This is a genomic window from Pantoea sp. C1E2 (assembly GCF_056491465.1).
In genome coordinates, this window is sequence record NZ_JBSZHT010000003.1 from 1 (window position 1) to 17770 (window position 17770).

13 protein-coding genes and 1 pseudogene are annotated in these 17770 nt (G+C 49.7%); 10 read left to right on the forward strand and 4 right to left on the reverse strand.

Annotation, left to right across the window (positions count from 1 at the left end):
* The coding region (locus tag ACXI0A_RS20495) for an AAA family ATPase (RefSeq protein WP_479485290.1) at positions 1–503 on the reverse strand (503 nt) is incomplete at its 3' end.
* 2312 nt (positions 504–2815) lie between these two features.
* Here ACXI0A_RS20495 and ACXI0A_RS20500 point away from each other — a divergent pair.
* Complete coding sequence (locus ACXI0A_RS20500) at positions 2816–4351, forward strand: FAD-dependent oxidoreductase (RefSeq protein WP_476147276.1); 1536 nt, start codon at positions 2816–2818, stop codon at positions 4349–4351.
* Between the two features lie 157 nt (positions 4352–4508).
* Here the strand turns inward: ACXI0A_RS20500 and ACXI0A_RS20505 are convergent, their stop codons facing one another.
* From ACXI0A_RS20505 to ACXI0A_RS20515, 3 genes are all read right to left on the reverse strand, one after another.
* On the reverse strand, positions 4509–5219 hold the full coding sequence (locus tag ACXI0A_RS20505) for a DJ-1/PfpI family protein (protein ID WP_476147275.1): 711 nt from the start codon (positions 5217–5219) through the stop codon (positions 4509–4511).
* 256 nt (positions 5220–5475) lie between these two features.
* Complete coding sequence (locus tag ACXI0A_RS20510) at positions 5476–7749, reverse strand: FepA family TonB-dependent siderophore receptor (RefSeq protein WP_476147274.1); 2274 nt, start codon at positions 7747–7749, stop codon at positions 5476–5478.
* 217 nt (positions 7750–7966) lie between these two features.
* Entirely contained in the window at positions 7967–8833 is an 867-nt protein-coding gene (locus tag ACXI0A_RS20515; protein ID WP_160869055.1) for a LysR family transcriptional regulator, read from the reverse strand.
* A gap of 93 nt (positions 8834–8926) precedes the next feature.
* On the opposite strand from ACXI0A_RS20515, the gene ACXI0A_RS20520 reads away from it, so the two are divergent.
* The 9 genes and pseudogenes from ACXI0A_RS20520 (at position 8927) to ACXI0A_RS20560 (ending at position 17593) form a co-directional block, all read left to right on the forward strand.
* Positions 8927–9427 carry a lactoylglutathione lyase family protein gene (locus tag ACXI0A_RS20520; protein WP_058962437.1) on the forward strand — a complete coding sequence of 167 codons (501 nt, stop codon included), beginning with the start codon at positions 8927–8929 and terminating at the stop codon, positions 9425–9427.
* Complete coding sequence (locus ACXI0A_RS20525) at positions 9420–10394, forward strand: alcohol dehydrogenase catalytic domain-containing protein (RefSeq protein WP_476147273.1); 975 nt, start codon at positions 9420–9422, stop codon at positions 10392–10394. The genes ACXI0A_RS20520 and ACXI0A_RS20525 overlap by 8 nt, the downstream gene beginning before the upstream one ends.
* Before the next feature lie 256 nt (positions 10395–10650).
* Positions 10651–11394 (forward strand): DeoR family transcriptional regulator, encoded by a 744-nt coding sequence (locus tag ACXI0A_RS20530; protein ID WP_476147272.1) that lies wholly within the window; start codon positions 10651–10653, stop codon positions 11392–11394.
* Between the two features lie 18 nt (positions 11395–11412).
* Positions 11413–12497 (forward strand): annotated as a pseudogene (locus ACXI0A_RS20535) (oxidoreductase).
* 348 nt (positions 12498–12845) lie between these two features.
* Positions 12846–13049: a type II toxin-antitoxin system VapB family antitoxin gene (locus ACXI0A_RS20540; protein ID WP_034830833.1), complete on the forward strand. Its 204-nt coding sequence runs from the start codon at positions 12846–12848 to the stop codon at positions 13047–13049.
* Positions 13049–13426 (forward strand): PIN domain-containing protein, encoded by a 378-nt coding sequence (locus ACXI0A_RS20545; RefSeq protein ID WP_476147271.1) that lies wholly within the window; start codon positions 13049–13051, stop codon positions 13424–13426. The genes ACXI0A_RS20540 and ACXI0A_RS20545 overlap by 1 nt, the downstream gene beginning before the upstream one ends.
* A gap of 192 nt (positions 13427–13618) precedes the next feature.
* The gene (locus ACXI0A_RS20550; protein WP_479410263.1) at positions 13619–13831 is read left to right on the forward strand and encodes an Lrp/AsnC ligand binding domain-containing protein; all 213 of its coding nucleotides are present in this window, start codon (positions 13619–13621) and stop codon (positions 13829–13831) included.
* Positions 13832–14775: 944 nt separating this feature from the next.
* Positions 14776–16827, forward strand: coding sequence for a ferric-rhodotorulic acid/ferric-coprogen receptor FhuE (gene fhuE / locus ACXI0A_RS20555; RefSeq protein WP_479485294.1), 2052 nt, complete (start codon positions 14776–14778; stop codon positions 16825–16827).
* A 178-nt stretch (positions 16828–17005) separates the two neighbouring features.
* Positions 17006–17593: a pyridoxamine 5'-phosphate oxidase family protein gene (locus ACXI0A_RS20560; protein WP_476147269.1), complete on the forward strand. Its 588-nt coding sequence runs from the start codon at positions 17006–17008 to the stop codon at positions 17591–17593.
* The last annotated feature ends 177 nt before the right edge of the window (positions 17594–17770 follow it).

A 17770-nucleotide genomic window follows, 5' to 3' on the forward strand; every position in this document is an offset into this window, starting at 1 on the left:
ACACTGTTGGTATGGCTGAGGAACATGGTGCTGGAGGCCTGCGGATCCAAATCAATCACCAGAATTCGCAGATCATTATGCAGCAAGCCTGGGTGAGCACGTAAACCGTGTGCCAGGGTAACGGTCGTGACGGTTTTGGACACGCCACCTTTGAGATTCACCACAAAAACGACGAAGGGATCTTTATGTTTGTCGCGATATTTGGGCACCTTGCGATGCTTATAGATATCGACGACGTTTTGAATGCTCATTGCATATTGAGAAGTGCTGCCCGTCTGCTTTCTGCCGAATTCATAACCCGCCTCTTCCATCTCACTGATGGCGGCGGCAACCGCGTGTTTACTCAACAGCGGTAAGTTGGCGACGGCATTACGAGTAAAGGTATGGTAGTAGCCTTGCTGGTTAAATTCCTGACGCTGCTGCTCGATATGGCTGCTGAGTCCGTGCAGCATGCCATTCGCACGGTTAGCGATGTCAAACACGTCACCGTAATCACGCTTCATAAGCACCTCAATAATAATGATTTCTTGTATTGTACTAAAAAAGCTTCCGCATGCCAGTTTTTAGGTAAAAATCAATAAAAGTGGATTTTTTAATGATTGAGTGATTTTCGCCTTTATAAATATATTTTAATTAAATCAATGGCTTATGTAGTTAAAACTTTCACCCAACCAATCAATTCATGAAAGTCATGTTTCAATCAATTCCCCTACCCTATCGTACTTAGCACGATATTTAAACAAAAAGGTGTTCAGCCGAGTTATTGAAAAAAACAGGGTTGATGGTCAAGCTAATTGATGAAATGGTTGGCCGGCGTTTTCATCGGCAAGATGAAGTTGACAATATGAGGCTGCACGAGCTTTGGTATAAAAATGGTTGTAGAGGCTGCAGTGATTTTGCGTATTATCACCCACATGCGATTGTCATACAAAATACGCCTTCCCTTCCCTTCCCTTCCCTTCCCTTCCTATAATTCATTTAAATAATGACAGTTAACGCTGTTCATTAAAATTATGCGCTACAAGCTGTGACCGCACTTTTAAAAAAAGTAGCTAATGTTGGTACGCAGTCATTTTCACTAATTTATTCACTCGCCAAACACTGAATGAATTTTAAAAACATTTTAATTTCAAAGTACATCTACTACACATTTAGCTCACATCAATGATGTAAACTTATTCTCTGCATCATTTTTTCAAACACGCTCCTCAGAATAATTCAGTGTATGAACGTTCTAACTCATGATCTGATTAATCCAAGTAACAATAAAAATTTATTGGGTTGTGGTGTTATTATTACCACCATTGTGGTGACGTGTGTTTCAATGTACACCACACCACACCACACCACACCACACCACACCACACCACACCACACCTTGTATAAATTAAAATCTGTCGATAAGGCTCGAGGCTTTTATTATTCGAGTTCGCGTTGATTTTTGCGGTGTACAAAATAATTTGCGCACAACATTACATAAGTACATCTAGCGCTCGATTTTCAGAATTAGAAATGTTCTGGTGGTTCAAACTGGGATTGCCTTACGGTTAACTTGAATAGGATTTGATTGAAGACTTTTATCAACCCTGAACCTGAACCTGAACCTGAACCTGAATCTGAGAAGTATAATGCACGTAATCTAATTGAGAGAAGAACTGTAATAGTGAAAATTTATCTAAGAATGTAGATAATTTTAGATATTTAGGTGTTAACAATTAGCTCTCAAAACTTCTGCGCTGCATGTAGCATTGAGCACGTAAAAGATATCAACCTTAGATTAGGTTGAAGCCAAGGTAGTAACACACTGTGCAGGAAAATGTTTAAATTTGGCTAACTGCATGGTGATTTTCAGCCTGAAAAAGTGGAATTATTTGTTGTTATTCAATATCTTAAGTTGATTTTTCGGTGGTGTGAAAATCATTAAATTTAAGGGTTTTTACTTCACTTTAGGTTATTAATGGTAATACTGCATCGTCCAGCATCCAGCATCCAGCATCCAGCATCCAGCATCCAGCATCCAGCATCCAGCATCCAGCATCCAGCATCCAGCGTCATACTTCTGACAAAGTCATCCGTACTCAATAACCCAGGCAATTCGTCAAAATTTACCTATATAAAAATTCGCATTGCAGCCTTACGTGCCGGTCATCGAACCAATGTGCAACTGACCCTTACATGTAGTTATCAGATGTCTTTAATCACACCTACTGGTGATACACACGATGAGAAATCTGGAGAAGGCTTAAATGCTGGTTTTAGCATAAAAGTCGCATTGCGCGGAAAGTGGAGGATAACGAATTACCTGCTGTCGCTTAGGTGTATTCGTTATCCTGGAGTTCTATCAGGATCAGCTTCAATGAGATGAACGACACGAAATGCGTTATGCAGAAATACCATCGTCATAACTCACTCGGGCATATAAAATAGCGTCCAGACCATCCTAAGCGCCATCACTATCACTGCCTTCACCACCAATCAATAATCCATGGTGATTTTCAGCCTGAAAATTTCAGAAAATTTCTTTTAATACACTACCTTATAGCGTTTTCAGGAAGGTGAAAAAATTCACATGAAAGGTGACAATGTCATTTCAAGCTTAAAGCATCAACACTCATGACAGCGAGCCCGGAAGGGCAGGGCGCCCCTCTACTGCCGGTAAGAATGCTTTACTCAGTGCGTGCGGAAGACAGTGAGCAAAAGCAGGCCCAGTTCAATCAAGCACAATTATACTTTGCATTGAGCTGTGTAAATCACACTAACCTTACGCGTTCACCATGGCGTTCCTTTTTAACTCACCCCACAGTCGGATAGTCCTATGAACAATATCGACGTACTCATCGTTGGAGCAGGGCCCACTGGTTTGGTGCTGGCACTCTGGCTCACCCGGCAAGGCGTGTCAGTTCGAATCATCGATAAGAGTCAGGGACCGGGTGAGACATCACGAGCAATGGCCGTTCAGGCACGCACGCTGGAACTTTATCGACAGTTGGATATGGCTGAAGAGACCATCGAAGCAGGCTACAAAATGCCAGCAATGAATATGTGGGCGAAGGGAAAACCGAGGGCGCGCATTCCCCTGGAGAATGCCGGAAAGGACATTTCTCCGTATCCGTTCGTGCTTGTCTTACCCCAGGACAGACATGAAAAACTGCTGGTCACCCGTCTGGAAACTGCAGGTGTTGTCGTCGAACGACAAACAGAATTCATGTCGTTCAGGGAAGAAGGCGAACAGATTGTTGCCACGATCAAAACACCTACAGGGCAAACAGAAACCTGCACTGCCACCTATCTTGCAGGCTGTGATGGTGCGCATTCCCCGGTGCGTCATCAGATTGGTAGTGACTTCGAAGGCGGTACTTACAACCATCTCTTTTACGTTGCAGATGTACTGGCCAGTGGAGTGACACCCGCGAATGAGGGACACATTGCCTTCGACAAGTCTGATTTTGTCCTGGTGATGCCCTATGGGCCGGAGCATCAATATCGTTTGATCGGCACTGTTGAAAGTGAGGAAGGGGATAAGCAGCAACACTCTTTTGACGATGTCAGCCAAAGGGCCATCAGCGGATTAGGGCTCAGTATCAAACAGGTAAACTGGTTTTCTACCTACCGTGTCCATCACAGGGTAACCAATCATTTTCGACATGGTCGTGCATTTCTGCTGGGGGATGCAGCACACGTCCATAGCCCGGCGGGAGGGCAGGGGATGAATACCGGCATTGCCGATGCGATAAACCTTGCGTGGAAATTGTCTGCGGTAATTAAAGCGCAGGCCCCTGAACCCTTGCTAGATAGTTATGAGGCGGAGCGAAAAGGCTTCGCTCACCAACTGGTAAAAACCACAGACCGGGTCTTCACTTTCATCACTGCCGCTGGCGGGTTTGCAGATTTCGTGCGTACACACATTGCACCATCGATCGCCAGTCAGACCTATCGATATGAACGTGTACGCGAATACCTTTTCCGCGTCATCTCACAAACGACGATGAGCTATCCGGACAGTCCTTTAAGTGAGGGAAAAGCGGGAGAGATAAGTGCGGGCGATCGCTTACCGTATATCGCTATGGGTGAGACAGACAATTATGCATTACTGAGAAAGATAGTCTGGCAATTACACATCTACGGTACAGCCACTGAAGAAGTCAGGAACTGGTGCGATCGCCATGGTGTGGAATGGCATGTCTTCCCCTGGCAGGATGTATTTGAGAAAAAAGGATTCAAACAGGACACCGCTTACCTGATTCGACCGGATGGCTATATCGGCCTGGTGGTCACTGAAAGACATGCGGAGCATCTTTCCGCTTATGTCAGTCGTCTTGGAATACAGCAAGCTTTGTTGTTGAGGCATTGAAAGTCAGCTCGCTCGTGTTACTGGCACATTCATCAGTTCATTGAGTGGCGTAGCAAGTTGCATCAACATGAGGGTGCAACTTCGATTTGTGGGAAAAATCAGCCTATGGCGTTGGCACGGATTCAAGACTGCGTCAGCCAGTTTCGGCAACAGTGTTTTAAAACGCAAGATGAGTCGCTGCCAGCAACGCGTGACACAAAGCCTCGCCAACCGCGCTAGCAGATTGCGGGTTTTGACCGGTAATCAGCAGGCCGTCGATCACCACATTGCACTGCCAGTTATCCGCAGGCTGGTGGCGTGCACCTCGCGCTTTGAGCGCCGCTTCCAGCATAAAAGGCACTACATTTGCCATACCGACTTCCATTTCCTCGGTATCAGTGAAGGCCGCCACGCGTTTGCCTTTTACCAGATACTGGCCGTTACGCAGTTTTACATTGATCAGCGCTGCCGGGCCGTGGCAAACCGCCGCAACGGGTTTGCCGCTCTCATACATCTGGCGCGTCAGGTATTTCAGCACGGCATCATCGGGGAAATCCCACATCGTGCCGTGTCCGCCGACAAACAGGACCGCGCTATAATCCTCACTTTTGGCCGCCGCCAGCGGTAAGGTGTTATTCAGCCGCTGCTGAAAGCCCACGTCCTGCCAGTAGTGCTGATTGATCGCATCATCTTCGATACCATAAACCGGTGGTTTTCCTCCTTTGACAGAGGCAAAGGTCGTTCGAATACCGACTGATTCAAGCACATGTAAAGGGTTAATCAATTCTGGCAGGTAAAAGCCGGAGATTTCATGCCCGGCGACGATATCGCGAAAACTACTCAGTACCAGCAATACCGGTTTAACTGAGTGCGGCTGGACGCCATTCATAAAGGATCCTCAAAGTCTTATTCATTTTTTTTGCGTAGCGGATGCACTGTGCCGGGAAATGTGCCAAACATCGCCCTGCCCAGAATAATTTGCGGTGTAAGATTGTGAAACGGTGATTTGCTTATAGCGGCAATAAGAATTCTTTATAACAGTGAGGTATGTAATGTTTTATCGCCGAAATATAATGTTTAAACACTTCCCGGAATATCAGACACCTCGAAATGAAAAAGAGCCTCCGCAGAGGCTCATAAATGTCTTAGAAGGAAGTGGTCACACCCGCATAATAAGCGCGGCCCGGTTCGTTATACGTTGAAGCGCCTTCGTTCTCGCGGTAGATCTGTTTATTCAGCAGATTGCTGATGCCAGCACTGAAGCGAAGGTTTTTATTCATCTCATAATTTACGCCCACACCATAAATTGCATAGGCACCGACTTCCTTATCTGATAAGCCGCTCGCTTCTTTACGTATCTCAGCCGTGGTACGTGGATGTTGACGCCCATACATGGTCCAGCTCAGGGTGGTGGATAGGGCATCTGTCACCTGCCATTCCAGCCAACTGTTCACGGTATATTTCGGAATCAACGACAAAGGATTGCCAGTCGATTTATATTTCGACGTGAACATGTAGGTGGCATTGGTGCGCCAGTTCAGCCTGTCTTCAATCAGCGGTAGGGTTAAGTTTCCTTCCAGACCCTGGGTTAACGCTTTACCACCGTTTTGCCACTGATAGATATCATAGTTCGAGGAATACCATGAACCGGCTACCGCAACGGTTCCAAGAGAATCCGAGCCCGCGACTATTTTATTTTGATAGTCATTACGGAAGTAGGTCAGGCCTGCGCTGTAACCCGCATCATTCCATTGCAAACCAATCTCTTTGTTTACACTGACTTCAGGTTTGAGATCGCCATTACCCATCAAGTAGCAGCCATTGCTGCCGCTTACGGAACATCCGTTACCACTGCTGGCGAGCAAATAACCTTCGGTTGATTGATAGAGATTCGGGGCTTTAAACACGCGAGCAATACCGGCCTTTAACTTCAGCGTGTCGGTTAAATCCTGCTGAATATTCAGACTCGGGCTCCAGTTATGGCCGAATTCATCGCTGTAATCGAAGCGGAGGCCGGGAATCAACGTGGTACCGTCGAAGGCATCAATCGTGTCTTCCAGATAGAGTGCACTCAACTCCTGGCTGTTTTTGCTGCTGCGCTGCGATGGGTCGCCAGAAACACCGTTGATATCAATGCCTGTCGCATCCGTTTCCTGCATCGCCGCTGGGTCGTTGAGCTGCTCTTTGTTCCACTCGCCCCCGATGGTTAAGGTATGGTCCACCAGCAAGTTGAAAGGAACGGTGTATTCGTTGTTGATACGCCAGGTTTTATAGCGGCTGGTGTTGAAGGTATCGCTGTTGATCATCCCTTCTACTTTGCCGGTTGAACCTTCGGCCAGACGCGTATTATGCGTATCCTCATAGCTCAGCGTGAGTTTGGATTGCCCCCAATCCCAGATGCCATTGTGGATGAGGCTATAAGCCTGACGGTACATGCGGTTGGTTTCGCTGCCATATAAGGTCGGCACCAGCGTGCTGAGATTACTCAGGCTATATTGCGTATCCCCGGCATAAATATTGCCCTGACGGCTGTAGGCGTAATTGAAGTCGAGGTATTGTTGCTCGTTAATCTTCCACTGTAACGACGTGTTGATATCACGATTGCGCACACCTTCGTGACCGGCTGCGTAGGAGCCGTTCTCGCTGGTATTGATATCGTAGGCATCGGCGTCGGTTTTATTGATATTGCCGTACATGCGCATCGTCAGCACGTCATCGATCAGTGGGCCGCTCAAACTAAAGTTCATGCGCTTGGTCGCGCCCTCATCTTTGTCTTCGGGCTGATTGGTGAACAGGGATAATGAGCCGTGCCAGTCATTGGTCGGGCGTTTGGTGACGATGTTCACTACACCGCCCATCGCGCCGGAACCGTAGTGAGCCGCCGCCGGGCCGCGCAGTACATCGATGTGATCCACCATCTCAGCGGGAACCCAGTTGGTATCGCCTCGGGTATCACGTTCTCCGGTGCGGCTGTAGCGTACAGCGCTGCGCGAAGAAACGGGGACACCATCAATCAGGATCAAGGTGTTTTCGGGGCCCATACCACGAATATCAATCTGGCGATTATTACCGCGGCTTCCTGTGGCACTGTTTCCAGTGAGATTAACGCCAGGCATTTTGCGAATAATATCGGAGAGATCATTGACCGGTGGATTGCGCTCAAGATCCTGTTGAGTAATCAAGGATGCACCAGGTTGTTGCTTTAATACGTTCTCAGCTTTTGCACTGACGATCATATCCGTTTCATTCGTTGCGGGCTTCTCTGCCTTTTTTGCTGAAATAACTTTCTCTTTACCGCTATCATTATTATCCAGCGATAAGACGTCACTATTATCAGCCGCCAGCACATTTCCACTGTGAACGATAATTCCAATCAGAATTGAAAGCGTTGTTTTCCTTACACCAAAGACAAAAGACATATTGTTACACCAGTTTATTATTAGTTACATATCAAATGAGGAGGAGAATAATCATCATAATCATTCTCAATATTGATATTTTTGACACATTTAGACATGTCTGATGGTGCCTGTTTACATGTCTTGCCTCAGGCATTGCAAAATAGGTTGCAAAGTGAGCAATCATGGAAAGATTGTGAAGGCGTGTGGCGGACGCTTTGTAGCATCCGCCACAAGATTAGAGGTGACGTTGTAGCCAGGCTAAGGCTAATTGGGCGCGGGCAGAGAGTGGCCATTCAGCCCGGTGCACTAACCAGATGGTGTCAACCAGCGCATCACCCTCAGCGGCAACCTCAATGGTTTCAGGGCGGGTAAACGCCAGTCGCGCATATCGTGGCAGAACCGCAAAACCGAGCCCGCGCGCGACCGGTTCCAGAATCAGGCCGATCTGATTACTGAATCCGCGTTGGGGGAGGTTACGAATGCCTGGGTTGCCCGGAAATAATCGACTTAATAATCGTGTCGCCATCGCCTGCCCATCGGGATGGTCGATATACCCCAGCTTTTCCAAATCGTTCCAACCTGTCACTCGCGTATTAGCCGGTACGATCAGTTCCAGCGGTTCTTCAGCAAAAGGATGGGCCTCGAGTCGTTTATCGTCAGGTTTGTGTGTGACCAGGCCCATTTCGTAGCGGTTATGTAAAACCGCGTCGATCACTTCACTATCCGGCGCAAAGCGGTGACGAACAGTGAGGTCGCGATGCTGTTCCTGTAATGACAACAGCAAGGGATAGAGCCGGAGTCCGATGCTGCCGGGCGAAATCACGCTCACTTCACCGCAGGTGGCTTCGGCATCACTCAGTCTCAGCATTAAGTGATGGTGAGCACGATCAATTTGCTGACAATAATCCAGCAGGGCGCTGCCAGCGGGCGTCAGTTCCAGGGGGCGCTTGCTCCTCAGTATCACCGGACCTAACTGCAGTTCCAGATGGCGAATGTGCTGACTCACCGCCGCCTGGGTGATGCCTAATCGCTCAGCGCTGTCGGTAAAGCTCCCGAGTTCGGCCAGCGTGGCAAAAGATTTGAGCCATTGCGGGTTCATCATAATGAAATTTTATACTTCTCATAATTGATCGTCTGTTTTCATTATAACGACAGTTACGTAGCCTGTAGATCTTTTCATCTTATGAGATTGATCATGACAACTCCCTATCCGCGCACCTTTTCCCATATTGGCCTCTCGGTGACAGACCTTGATGCCGCCGTGAAGTTTTACACCGAAGTGATGGGCTGGTATCTGATCATGCCGCCTACGCAGATTGCAGAAGATGAATCCGCCATCGGTGTGATGTGCAGTGATGTTTTCGGCAAGGGATGGGAGAAGTTTCGCATCGCCCACCTTTCCACAGGCGACCGCGTCGGTGTTGAAATCTTTGAATTTAAGGCGGCAGCAAAACCCGACAATAACTTTGAATACTGGAAAACCGGCGTATTCCATTTCTGCGTGCAGGACCCTGATGTAGAAGGCCTGGCGGAGAAAATTGTCGCTGCGGGTGGCAAACAACGTATGCCGGTACGTGAGTATTTCCCTGGTGAGAAACCGTATCGCATGGTCTATATGGAAGATCCGTTCGGCAACATCATCGAGATTTACAGCCACAGTTACGAGCTGACCTATTCTGCAGGTGCGTATGTCTGAGCAGGAAATGACCCTCCCCGGCGACTGGCGAGGGTGGGTGTGGCAGGGTGGCGATAACCCGCTGGCGCTGCAGGAACGCTACCTGAGTTTGCCACCGCTGCAACCGGGCGAAGTGCTGGTCAGGAATGCCGCGATAGGTTTGAATCCGGTTGACTGGAAAGTGCTCGACACCCAGAGGGATCGGGTGCCTGGCGTCGATGGTGCGGGCACGGTGGTCGCGGTTGGCTCCGATGTAGACCAGCACTGGTTGGGCAGGCGCGTTGCCTACCATCAGAATTTACAACGCAATGGCAGTTTCGCTGAGTATACCGTGCTGGCCGCGCAGGTTTTGCTACCTATCCCGGATGGACTCGACTTCGCGACCGCCGCCGCTTTCCCTTGCCCGGCACTTACCGCCTGGCAGGCAATTGAAAAGATCCCGCTTGAGCCTTGCGCGCCACTTTTGATTTCGGGAGCGGGTGGATCGGTCGGGCATTTTCTTGTGCAGCTGGCCTACGCACGTGGCTTTGAGGTCACAACGTTAAGCGGCGAACGTCACTGGTCACGTCTGCACGCACTGGGTGCGAAGCGCTGTTTCAGCGATGAGCAGCATGGTGCTTCTGCCGTGAAGGAGCGCTATTTTGCTGTTATCGATGCTGTCAGCCCGGAAAAAGCAGCGCTTCTGGCGAATAACCTGATAGCGAATGGGCATCTGGTATGCATTCAGGGGCGGGTGAAAGAGTGGCCGAATCCGGCGTTTGGTCGTGCGTTGTCGTTGCATGAAGTGGCGCTCGGCGCGCTGCACCAGCATGGTAATGCACAGCAATGGCAAAGACTCACGCAGCAGGGAGAACAGATGCTGAGGCAGATTGCGCAGGGCACACTGCAAAGCGAAATGTTGCTGCACTTCAGCTGGGAACAGCTTCCGGCGCAGCTGCTGGCTCTGCAGCACCGCAATTTCAGTGGTAAGCAGGTCATTCTGCTTTAGTTGAGAAAAGCGAAAGCACACTCGCTTGTCTGCACAATATCGATAGCCGGATTATGTCACTCGTAACTCGGCTAATGGTTTATTCAGTTCTCACGGCAGTGGAATCCTTCACAGAATTATAAAATCCCCTCTCTCGGATGCTATCCCGGCACCGTTCGTTAGTTCGATTGTATCCACCCTCAGAAAGCGGTATTCACCGCACCCGTCATGCTGTATTCTGCTGCATATTGCAATATTTTGCGGCTTTGATACCGACATGCATAAAACAGCCAGACAAAAATTATTGATGGAATTGCTGCTTGAACAAGGGCAGGTGGGAATTGGGCAGCTTGTTGAAAAGTTGCAGGTTTCTGCGGATACCGTGCGTCGCGACCTGGCCGATCTGGAAAAGCAGGGTCTGGCGCAGAAAAACCATGGTGGAGCCGTGGCGCTGGATCTGTCAGTGATGAATCGTCACCAGCGCAGCGCACTGATTCCCGATGTCAAAATTGAACTTGGCAGGCAAGTAGCGGAAAAAATACCGGCAGGTGCCACGCTGTTTCTGGATGCGGGCAGCACAGTGCTGGCGGTTGCTACTCTGCTAAAAGGCCCTATAACGGTCATTACCACGTCACTGGATATTGCCCATCACCTCAGTGATAAGCCGGATGTCGAACTCATTCTTTTGGGCGGTAAATGGGACAAGCAACAACGGCTGTTTTCCGGCAGCGCCACGCTATCTCTGCTTGAAAAGTATCGTGCCGACATCGCCATTCTGGGGGCTTGTGCGCTGCATGCCCGGTTTGGACTGAGTGCCAGCCAGGAGGGTGATGCGGAAGTGAAGCGCGCCATGCTGGCGGCAAGCAGCGAACACTGGGTGGTGGCCGATCATATGAAACTTAACCGTTGTGAACCCTATCTGGTCGCACCGCTCACCGATATCCATCAACTTTTCCTTGATGCGCCCTGGAGCGAGTTTGACGTCACCGACGCTACACAGGTCAACATCACACATTCTTAATGGCAAGAGGAGTCAGAAATGAGTATTCAGAAAGAGATTCGCGTCGCCCTCATCGGCTACGGATTTGTCGGTAAAACATTTCATGCGCCCTTAATTCAATCCGTTCCCGGTTTGAAGCTGCATGTTGTTTCGTCTGGCAGTGAGGAGAAGGTCAAAAATGACCTGCCTGACGTCATCGTTCTCGACTCCCCGGAAGCGGCCATCCAGCATGCAGATATTGATTTGGTGGTGATCGCCTCTCCCAACGCGACACACGCGCCATTGGCTAAGCTCGCGCTGAATGCCGGCAAGCATGTGGTGGTGGATAAACCCTTTACGCTGGATCTGGCAGAGGCCAGAGAACTGGCGGCACTGGCCAGCGAGAAGAAGTTACTGCTCTCAGTATTTCAGAACCGCCGCTGGGATAGCGATTACCTGGGGGTGAAAAAGGTCATCGATTCTGGCGTGATTGGTCAGGTCAAACATTTCGAGTCTCATATAGACCGATTCCGTCCGGAAGTTCGCGATCGCTGGAGAGAACACGATATTCCTGGTAGCGGTTTATGGTTCGATATTGGGCCTCATATCATCGATCAGGCTCTGCAACTGTTCGGACTCCCTGAAGCCGTGTCGGGTGACATCGCCGTTCTGCGTCATGGCGGGAAAAGCAATGACTGGGCACACGTCACGCTCAGCTACCCGGAGCATAAAGTGATCCTGCATGCCAGCATGCCAGCATGCTCGCTGCGGGTGGCGTGTCACGCTTTACCGTTCACGGGGATAAGGGCAGCGTGGTTAAACCCAAAGCCGACCAGCAGGAAGCGCAACTGATTGCTGGCATCGTGCCGGGTTCCGCGACCTGGGGCGAAGATCAGGATGATTTGATGGTGTTTGACAGTAATCTGCAGGTCACGTCACTCAAAACGCCAAAAGGCGACCAGCGTCAGTACTACATTCAGGTGCGTGATGCGCTGGCGGGCAAGCAGGCTAATCCAGTTTCTCCCGCTCAGGCGATTGCCGTCATGGCGGTGATTGAAGCGGCAGTGCGCTCATCGGAGACCGGTACGGTGCAGAAACTCGCGCTGAGTGAAGCGGAAGCTGGTGCGTTTTATCAACGGAGTTAACCGGTTGGTAGCGCTCAAGCTATCCGGCCAGGAGTTAATTTGCTGGCACAAGTGTGCCAGCGGATAAAAATGTCTCTGGCCAGATTTTAGTGCATGGAATTAATCATGCCGCGTCGGAATCTCACCCCCTCCGTGCGCGGCGCGTTTAATGTCCTGAAACTTTTCGCGTGTTCTTACCCTAGGCATTAAGAGTGAAATTTGGTGGCAAGAATGCACGTATAGCTACGGTCATGATTGCCTTCGAAGTTGCAAGGCTCCATACCAGAGTCATCAACAAGGTGAGAAATTGACCTGATTCATATTTTGATGCATGATGGCATCAGTTTGTGAATCATATGAGGTGGCGAGATGCGTACTACAGTGACAATTGATGATGTGCTGTATGCTCAGGCTCTGGATATGGCCGATCCCGATATGGACAAAGCTGATATTTTCCGCGAAGCAATGAAAACGTTTGTACGGGTACAAGCGGCAAAGCGCCTTGCTTCATTGGGTGGCGCCGCGCCTGAAATGGAAAGCATTCCCCGCCGTCGCGAGGAACCGTCTGCATAATGTCCATTCTGGTTGATACATCTGTGTGGGTAGATCATTTCAAAAACAGAAATGAAGAGTTAGTGCGGATACTGAGCGGGGACCTGGTATTAATTCATCCAATGGTGATTGGAGAACTTGCCTGCGGCACTCCGCCAGCGCCACGCGTGCGCACACTTCGTGACCTGAATCTGTTACCGCAATGCCACCAAGCCAGCATGAGTGAGGTGATGGCATTTATTGAAAATAAAATGCTGTACGGACACGGGTGTGGCCTGGTGGATATCACCTTGCTTGCATCTGCTCTCATTACCCCCGGAGCAACGCTCTGGACGCTCGATAAACGTCTCGTCAATTTAGCCAATCATCTTAATGTAGGTTATCAGCCTGTTCACTAACCTTAACTTCATCGTTAAGTTATCCCGCCCGCACAATCATAGCGAGATGAACCCGCCTTCACAGTCGCTAACAACATCATATTCAACACCAATCAGACGCGTTCCGATATCCGCCGCTGCCAGTTCGGGGTTATTTAATTTCACAGTGGTTGACTGCTCCCCGGCCAAAGGGCGAGGAGCAGTCACCAAGAGATTGTGGATTGCTATAACGTCAGTGGCGGTTACGATTACCTGCTCAAGATTATCGCACCCACTATATCGATGTTTCAGGATCTGATGGAGCGCCTGTGGGAGGACGATATCGGCATTGAAAAATTCGCCAGCCGTATCGTTCTCCGCCAGCCTTATCCGCAGCGTGGAGAGCCACTGAACGTGATTGCCTATGGTGTTGCGAGCTGGAAGTAGGGGGCGTCACCTTCGTTATATCTTCATTTCCCAACCTAGTGCTGAGGATGGCCAGCGCTGCTTTCCCAGCAATAAGCATCGTGCGCAGAAACTGAAAAACTATTACTGGTCAGTGTAGGTTCCTGCCTCTAAATCCCGAGGCTATCACGTCATGTTTTATGTTGTTACATATCATATCGTTATGATTTCACTTCGAGAGGGTTTAAGTGGTCAGTTTTGCGGTTGTTTAACAATCATGGGACTGTCGGTAGGAGCCTGGATTGAATCGGGCAATAACTAATAAGAGTGAATAAGTCAAATGAACGCCTTCCAGCCTGCATTATCCATGTATCATTCGTGAAAATAGATTATTGCGAAAGCGAAAATAAATTCGTTAATAATTATTTCATTTAGCCACCCTCAATAACTGTCTGTTGATTGGTTGCTACGATATTTCAACATTTGAGACAGCAAAGAAATTGAATAAGTTTCAACGCTAAGACCGATTTATTTTTACTATGTCCGTAAGGGATTATCACCTTAAGTTATAAATTTAGCGTTAGCTCTGTTTATTTTTCGTCATTACCGTAAATAACTTGATCAGTGAATTGTAATAATTATAATTCTCATTCGCCTTCTTGGACGGGTGGGGAATCTGTTGCTGCGTACCTCTTTCACGCTAAAGCGCTTCCTACTAAATCAGTTTCGAAAATATGTTTTACAGGGAATTCTGTCTCTCATTCTGACGGAGTTGGGCGTTTGCGCATCTGCACACCCACCAGTCATCTCATTAATAACAAATTTCAAAGGATGATAATGTCTCGTTCTTCACGTCAAGCCAGGGTAATAAAGGCGAATAATAATATCGGTATGAGCCAAGCGCTGCCGGTGATCTCTTTACTGGCCTTGGTTATCGCGACTGCGTTACACAGCCCGAAAGTCTCCGCACCACTAAAGAGCAAACGCTGGAAGTCACGGCGGCAGCCGGTAGCACCAATAGCAGTCAGGACACGGATTACAACGTCCCGGTTACGCGCGCCGCCACTAAATTAGCGTTGACCGCGCGTGACACGCCGCAGTCTGTTTCTGTTATCACCAAACAGCGTATGAAGGATCAGAAGCTGGAGACGTTAACTGACGTCTTAACCAATACCACCGGCATCAGTCAGTTCAACTCTGGCGCCAACCGCAGCAATTTCTACTCACGCGGCTTCATGATCGATAACTACCAGATCGATGGCGTGCCAGCACTGATTGATAGCGCCTGGAATCTGGGTGATACCCTGTCAGATACCGCGGTGTATGATCGCGTTGAAGTGGTGCGCGGTGCGACGGGTCTGATGACCGGCGCGGGCAGCCCGGCGGCATCCGTAAATATGGTGCACAAGCAGGCAGACAGCAAAACGTTTCAGGGTAATCTGTCAGCCAGCTACGGCAGCTGGGATACCCAACGCTATGTGGCCGATCTTTCCGGTCCGTTGACCGAGTCCGGCAATGTGCGCGGACGCGTGGTGGCGGGCTATCAGGATGGCGACAGCTGGCTGGATCATTACCATACGCAGAAGAAATTCCTGTATGGCACCGTCGCGGCCGATCTCACCGATTCCACCACGCTGACACTGGGTTACGATTATCAGGAAACCAACATACAAGGTGCGACCTGGGGCGGCTTGCCGACTTTCTATCTCGACGGCAGCAAAACCAACTACTCTCGCAGTACCAACCTCGCACCAGATTGGGCCTACAACAACAGCGATTCCAAAAAGGTGTTCGCCAGCCTGAAGCAGACGTTTAATAACGGCTGGGAGCTGAACCTGAGCGGCTCGCATACTGAAGCCACCATGGACAGTAAGTTGCTGTATATCGACGGTTACTTTGATAAATCGACCGGTATCGGTATCGGCCCTTATGAGGGCTATGATTTGTTAGGCGGTACCGGTTATAACACCGCAAAACGCAAAGAAGATACCGCAGACGCCTATGTCACCGGTCCGTATGAGCTGTTTGGTCGCCAGCATGAGTTAATGGCGGGTGTCACTTATATCCGCCAGCACGATCGCTACGTCAGTGCCTCCACCAGCTTCACCTCGGCAGACGTGGGTGATTTCAATGACTGGGGTAATTATCCAGAACCGGATTGGGACGATCAGGCGCTGTCGCAGGATAATGTGATTCGTCAGAAATCCGCTTACTTAGCCACGCGCATTTCACTGGCCGATCCGCTGCATCTGATCCTTGGCGCCCGATACACGCAATACAACGCCAACACGCTGACGCAGAATATGGAGAAGAACAACATCACGCCGTATGCAGGCCTGGTGTATGACATCAACGATACCTATTCCGCCTACGCCAGCTATACCTCTATTTTCAAACCGCAGACCTATCGTAATGCGCAGGGTGCTTATCTCTCTCCTGTCACCGGTAAAAGCTATGAAACCGGGATCAAGGGCGACTGGATGAACAGCCGCATCACCGCGTCGCTGGCGGTGTTCCGTATCGAACAGGATCACCTGGGTGCGACGGATTATGCGCTAGTACCAGGCAGCACCGATTACGCTTACTACGAGCAGAACGGCACGGTGAGTAAAGGTGTTGAATTCGAAATCAACGGTGCGGTGACCGATAACCTGCAGATGACCTTCGGTGCAACGCGCTATGTGGCGAAAGATGGTGAAGATGCCGCGCTGAACCCAACGCAGCCGCGTACTTCACTGAAGCTGTTCACCAGCTATCGCCTGCCGATGCTGCAGGATCTGACTGTGGGCGGCGGTGTGAACTGGCAGACGCACACCTGGGATAACGTAGCGGGCCCGGGCGGAACCTCAACGCTGTATGCAGAGCAGGGCAGCTACGCGCTGGTGGATCTGTTCGGACGCTATCAGGTTACCAAACAGCTCTCCGTGCAGGCCAACCTGAACAACCTGTTCGACAAGACGTATAACATCGATGTCGGCAGAAACACCGTGTACGGCGAACCGCGTAACGTTTCTATCTCCGCGAACTACCGATTCTGATTTGGCTGAATTCTCCACGGAGAAAGGCCCTGTCATAATCTGATTGCTGGAACCTTCACGCCTTGTGTGCGGAGGTTCCAGCGTCACACCCTTCAGGTAAAGTTAATCCCGCAACACCTCAATGAATAATCACAAGTCTCTATACTTAACGTCATTCGTTACTTTGAGGGCGTAAGTTTTGACACCAGAATCTGAACATATTGATGCCATGGCCTGGCAGGAACTGAATAACGCAGCAAACGATCCTCACGCCGGGTTTCGTTATCTGAACGTCTGCACCATCGATACTGCGTTCAAACCACAGGCTCGCATGATGGTGTTAAGACGAACGGACAGTGCCCAGCGGCTTCTGGAATTTCACACCGATATCCGCAGTGCAAAATGGCAGGAGTTAGCCATCAACCCCGCTGCAACGGTATTGGGATTTTGCTCGCAATCACGCCTGCAGTTACGTTTGCAGGGGATTTTCAAACGATATGAACCAGCAAGCGCTCTCGCCGGGCAAACGTGGCAAGGGCTGTCAGTCTGGACGCGCAGGAGTTATTCAGGCGGGCCGCCGGGAGAAGAATTGTTGTTTCCGCACGATCAAACCCAGCATGCTGAAAGTGAGGAGAGCGGGGAAGGCGGTCAGCACCTTTTTGGTGTGTTGGTTTTTCAGGCTGAGTCGCTCGACTGGTTTCGCATTGAGCGCGACAATAATCGCAGGGCGCGACTGACTTATTCCGCAACGGGAAGTCTGACTTCATTCACCTGGATTAACCCTTGAAGATTCTGCATCCTTCCATTCCCTCGTAATAACAGCCTCGCTTTATTATCTGTGCACCGCAAATAACAGGTTGTGGGCGATGTGGGTGCCGGCGAGGGGGTTAACCCACGATCTGAATTCGAAAATCAAAAAAGTCTGCTGCACATAGCTCTCAGACCCAACGCAATACCGTGACTC

Coding starts and splice junctions, on each gene's coding strand:
- ACXI0A_RS20530 (WP_476147272.1), top strand. CDS start 10,651: ATGCATAAAACAGCCAGACAAAAATTATTGATGGAATTGCTGCTTGAA.
- ACXI0A_RS20500 (WP_476147276.1), top strand. CDS start 2,816: ATGAACAATATCGACGTACTCATCGTTGGAGCAGGGCCCACTGGTTTG.
- ACXI0A_RS20545 (WP_476147271.1), top strand. CDS start 13,049: ATGTCCATTCTGGTTGATACATCTGTGTGGGTAGATCATTTCAAAAAC.
- ACXI0A_RS20510 (WP_476147274.1), bottom strand. CDS start 7,749: ATGTCTTTTGTCTTTGGTGTAAGGAAAACAACGCTTTCAATTCTGATT.
- ACXI0A_RS20520 (WP_058962437.1), top strand. CDS start 8,927: ATGACAACTCCCTATCCGCGCACCTTTTCCCATATTGGCCTCTCGGTG.
- ACXI0A_RS20540 (WP_034830833.1), top strand. CDS start 12,846: ATGCGTACTACAGTGACAATTGATGATGTGCTGTATGCTCAGGCTCTG.
- ACXI0A_RS20525 (WP_476147273.1), top strand. CDS start 9,420: ATGTCTGAGCAGGAAATGACCCTCCCCGGCGACTGGCGAGGGTGGGTG.
- ACXI0A_RS20515 (WP_160869055.1), bottom strand. CDS start 8,833: ATGATGAACCCGCAATGGCTCAAATCTTTTGCCACGCTGGCCGAACTC.
- ACXI0A_RS20505 (WP_476147275.1), bottom strand. CDS start 5,219: ATGAATGGCGTCCAGCCGCACTCAGTTAAACCGGTATTGCTGGTACTG.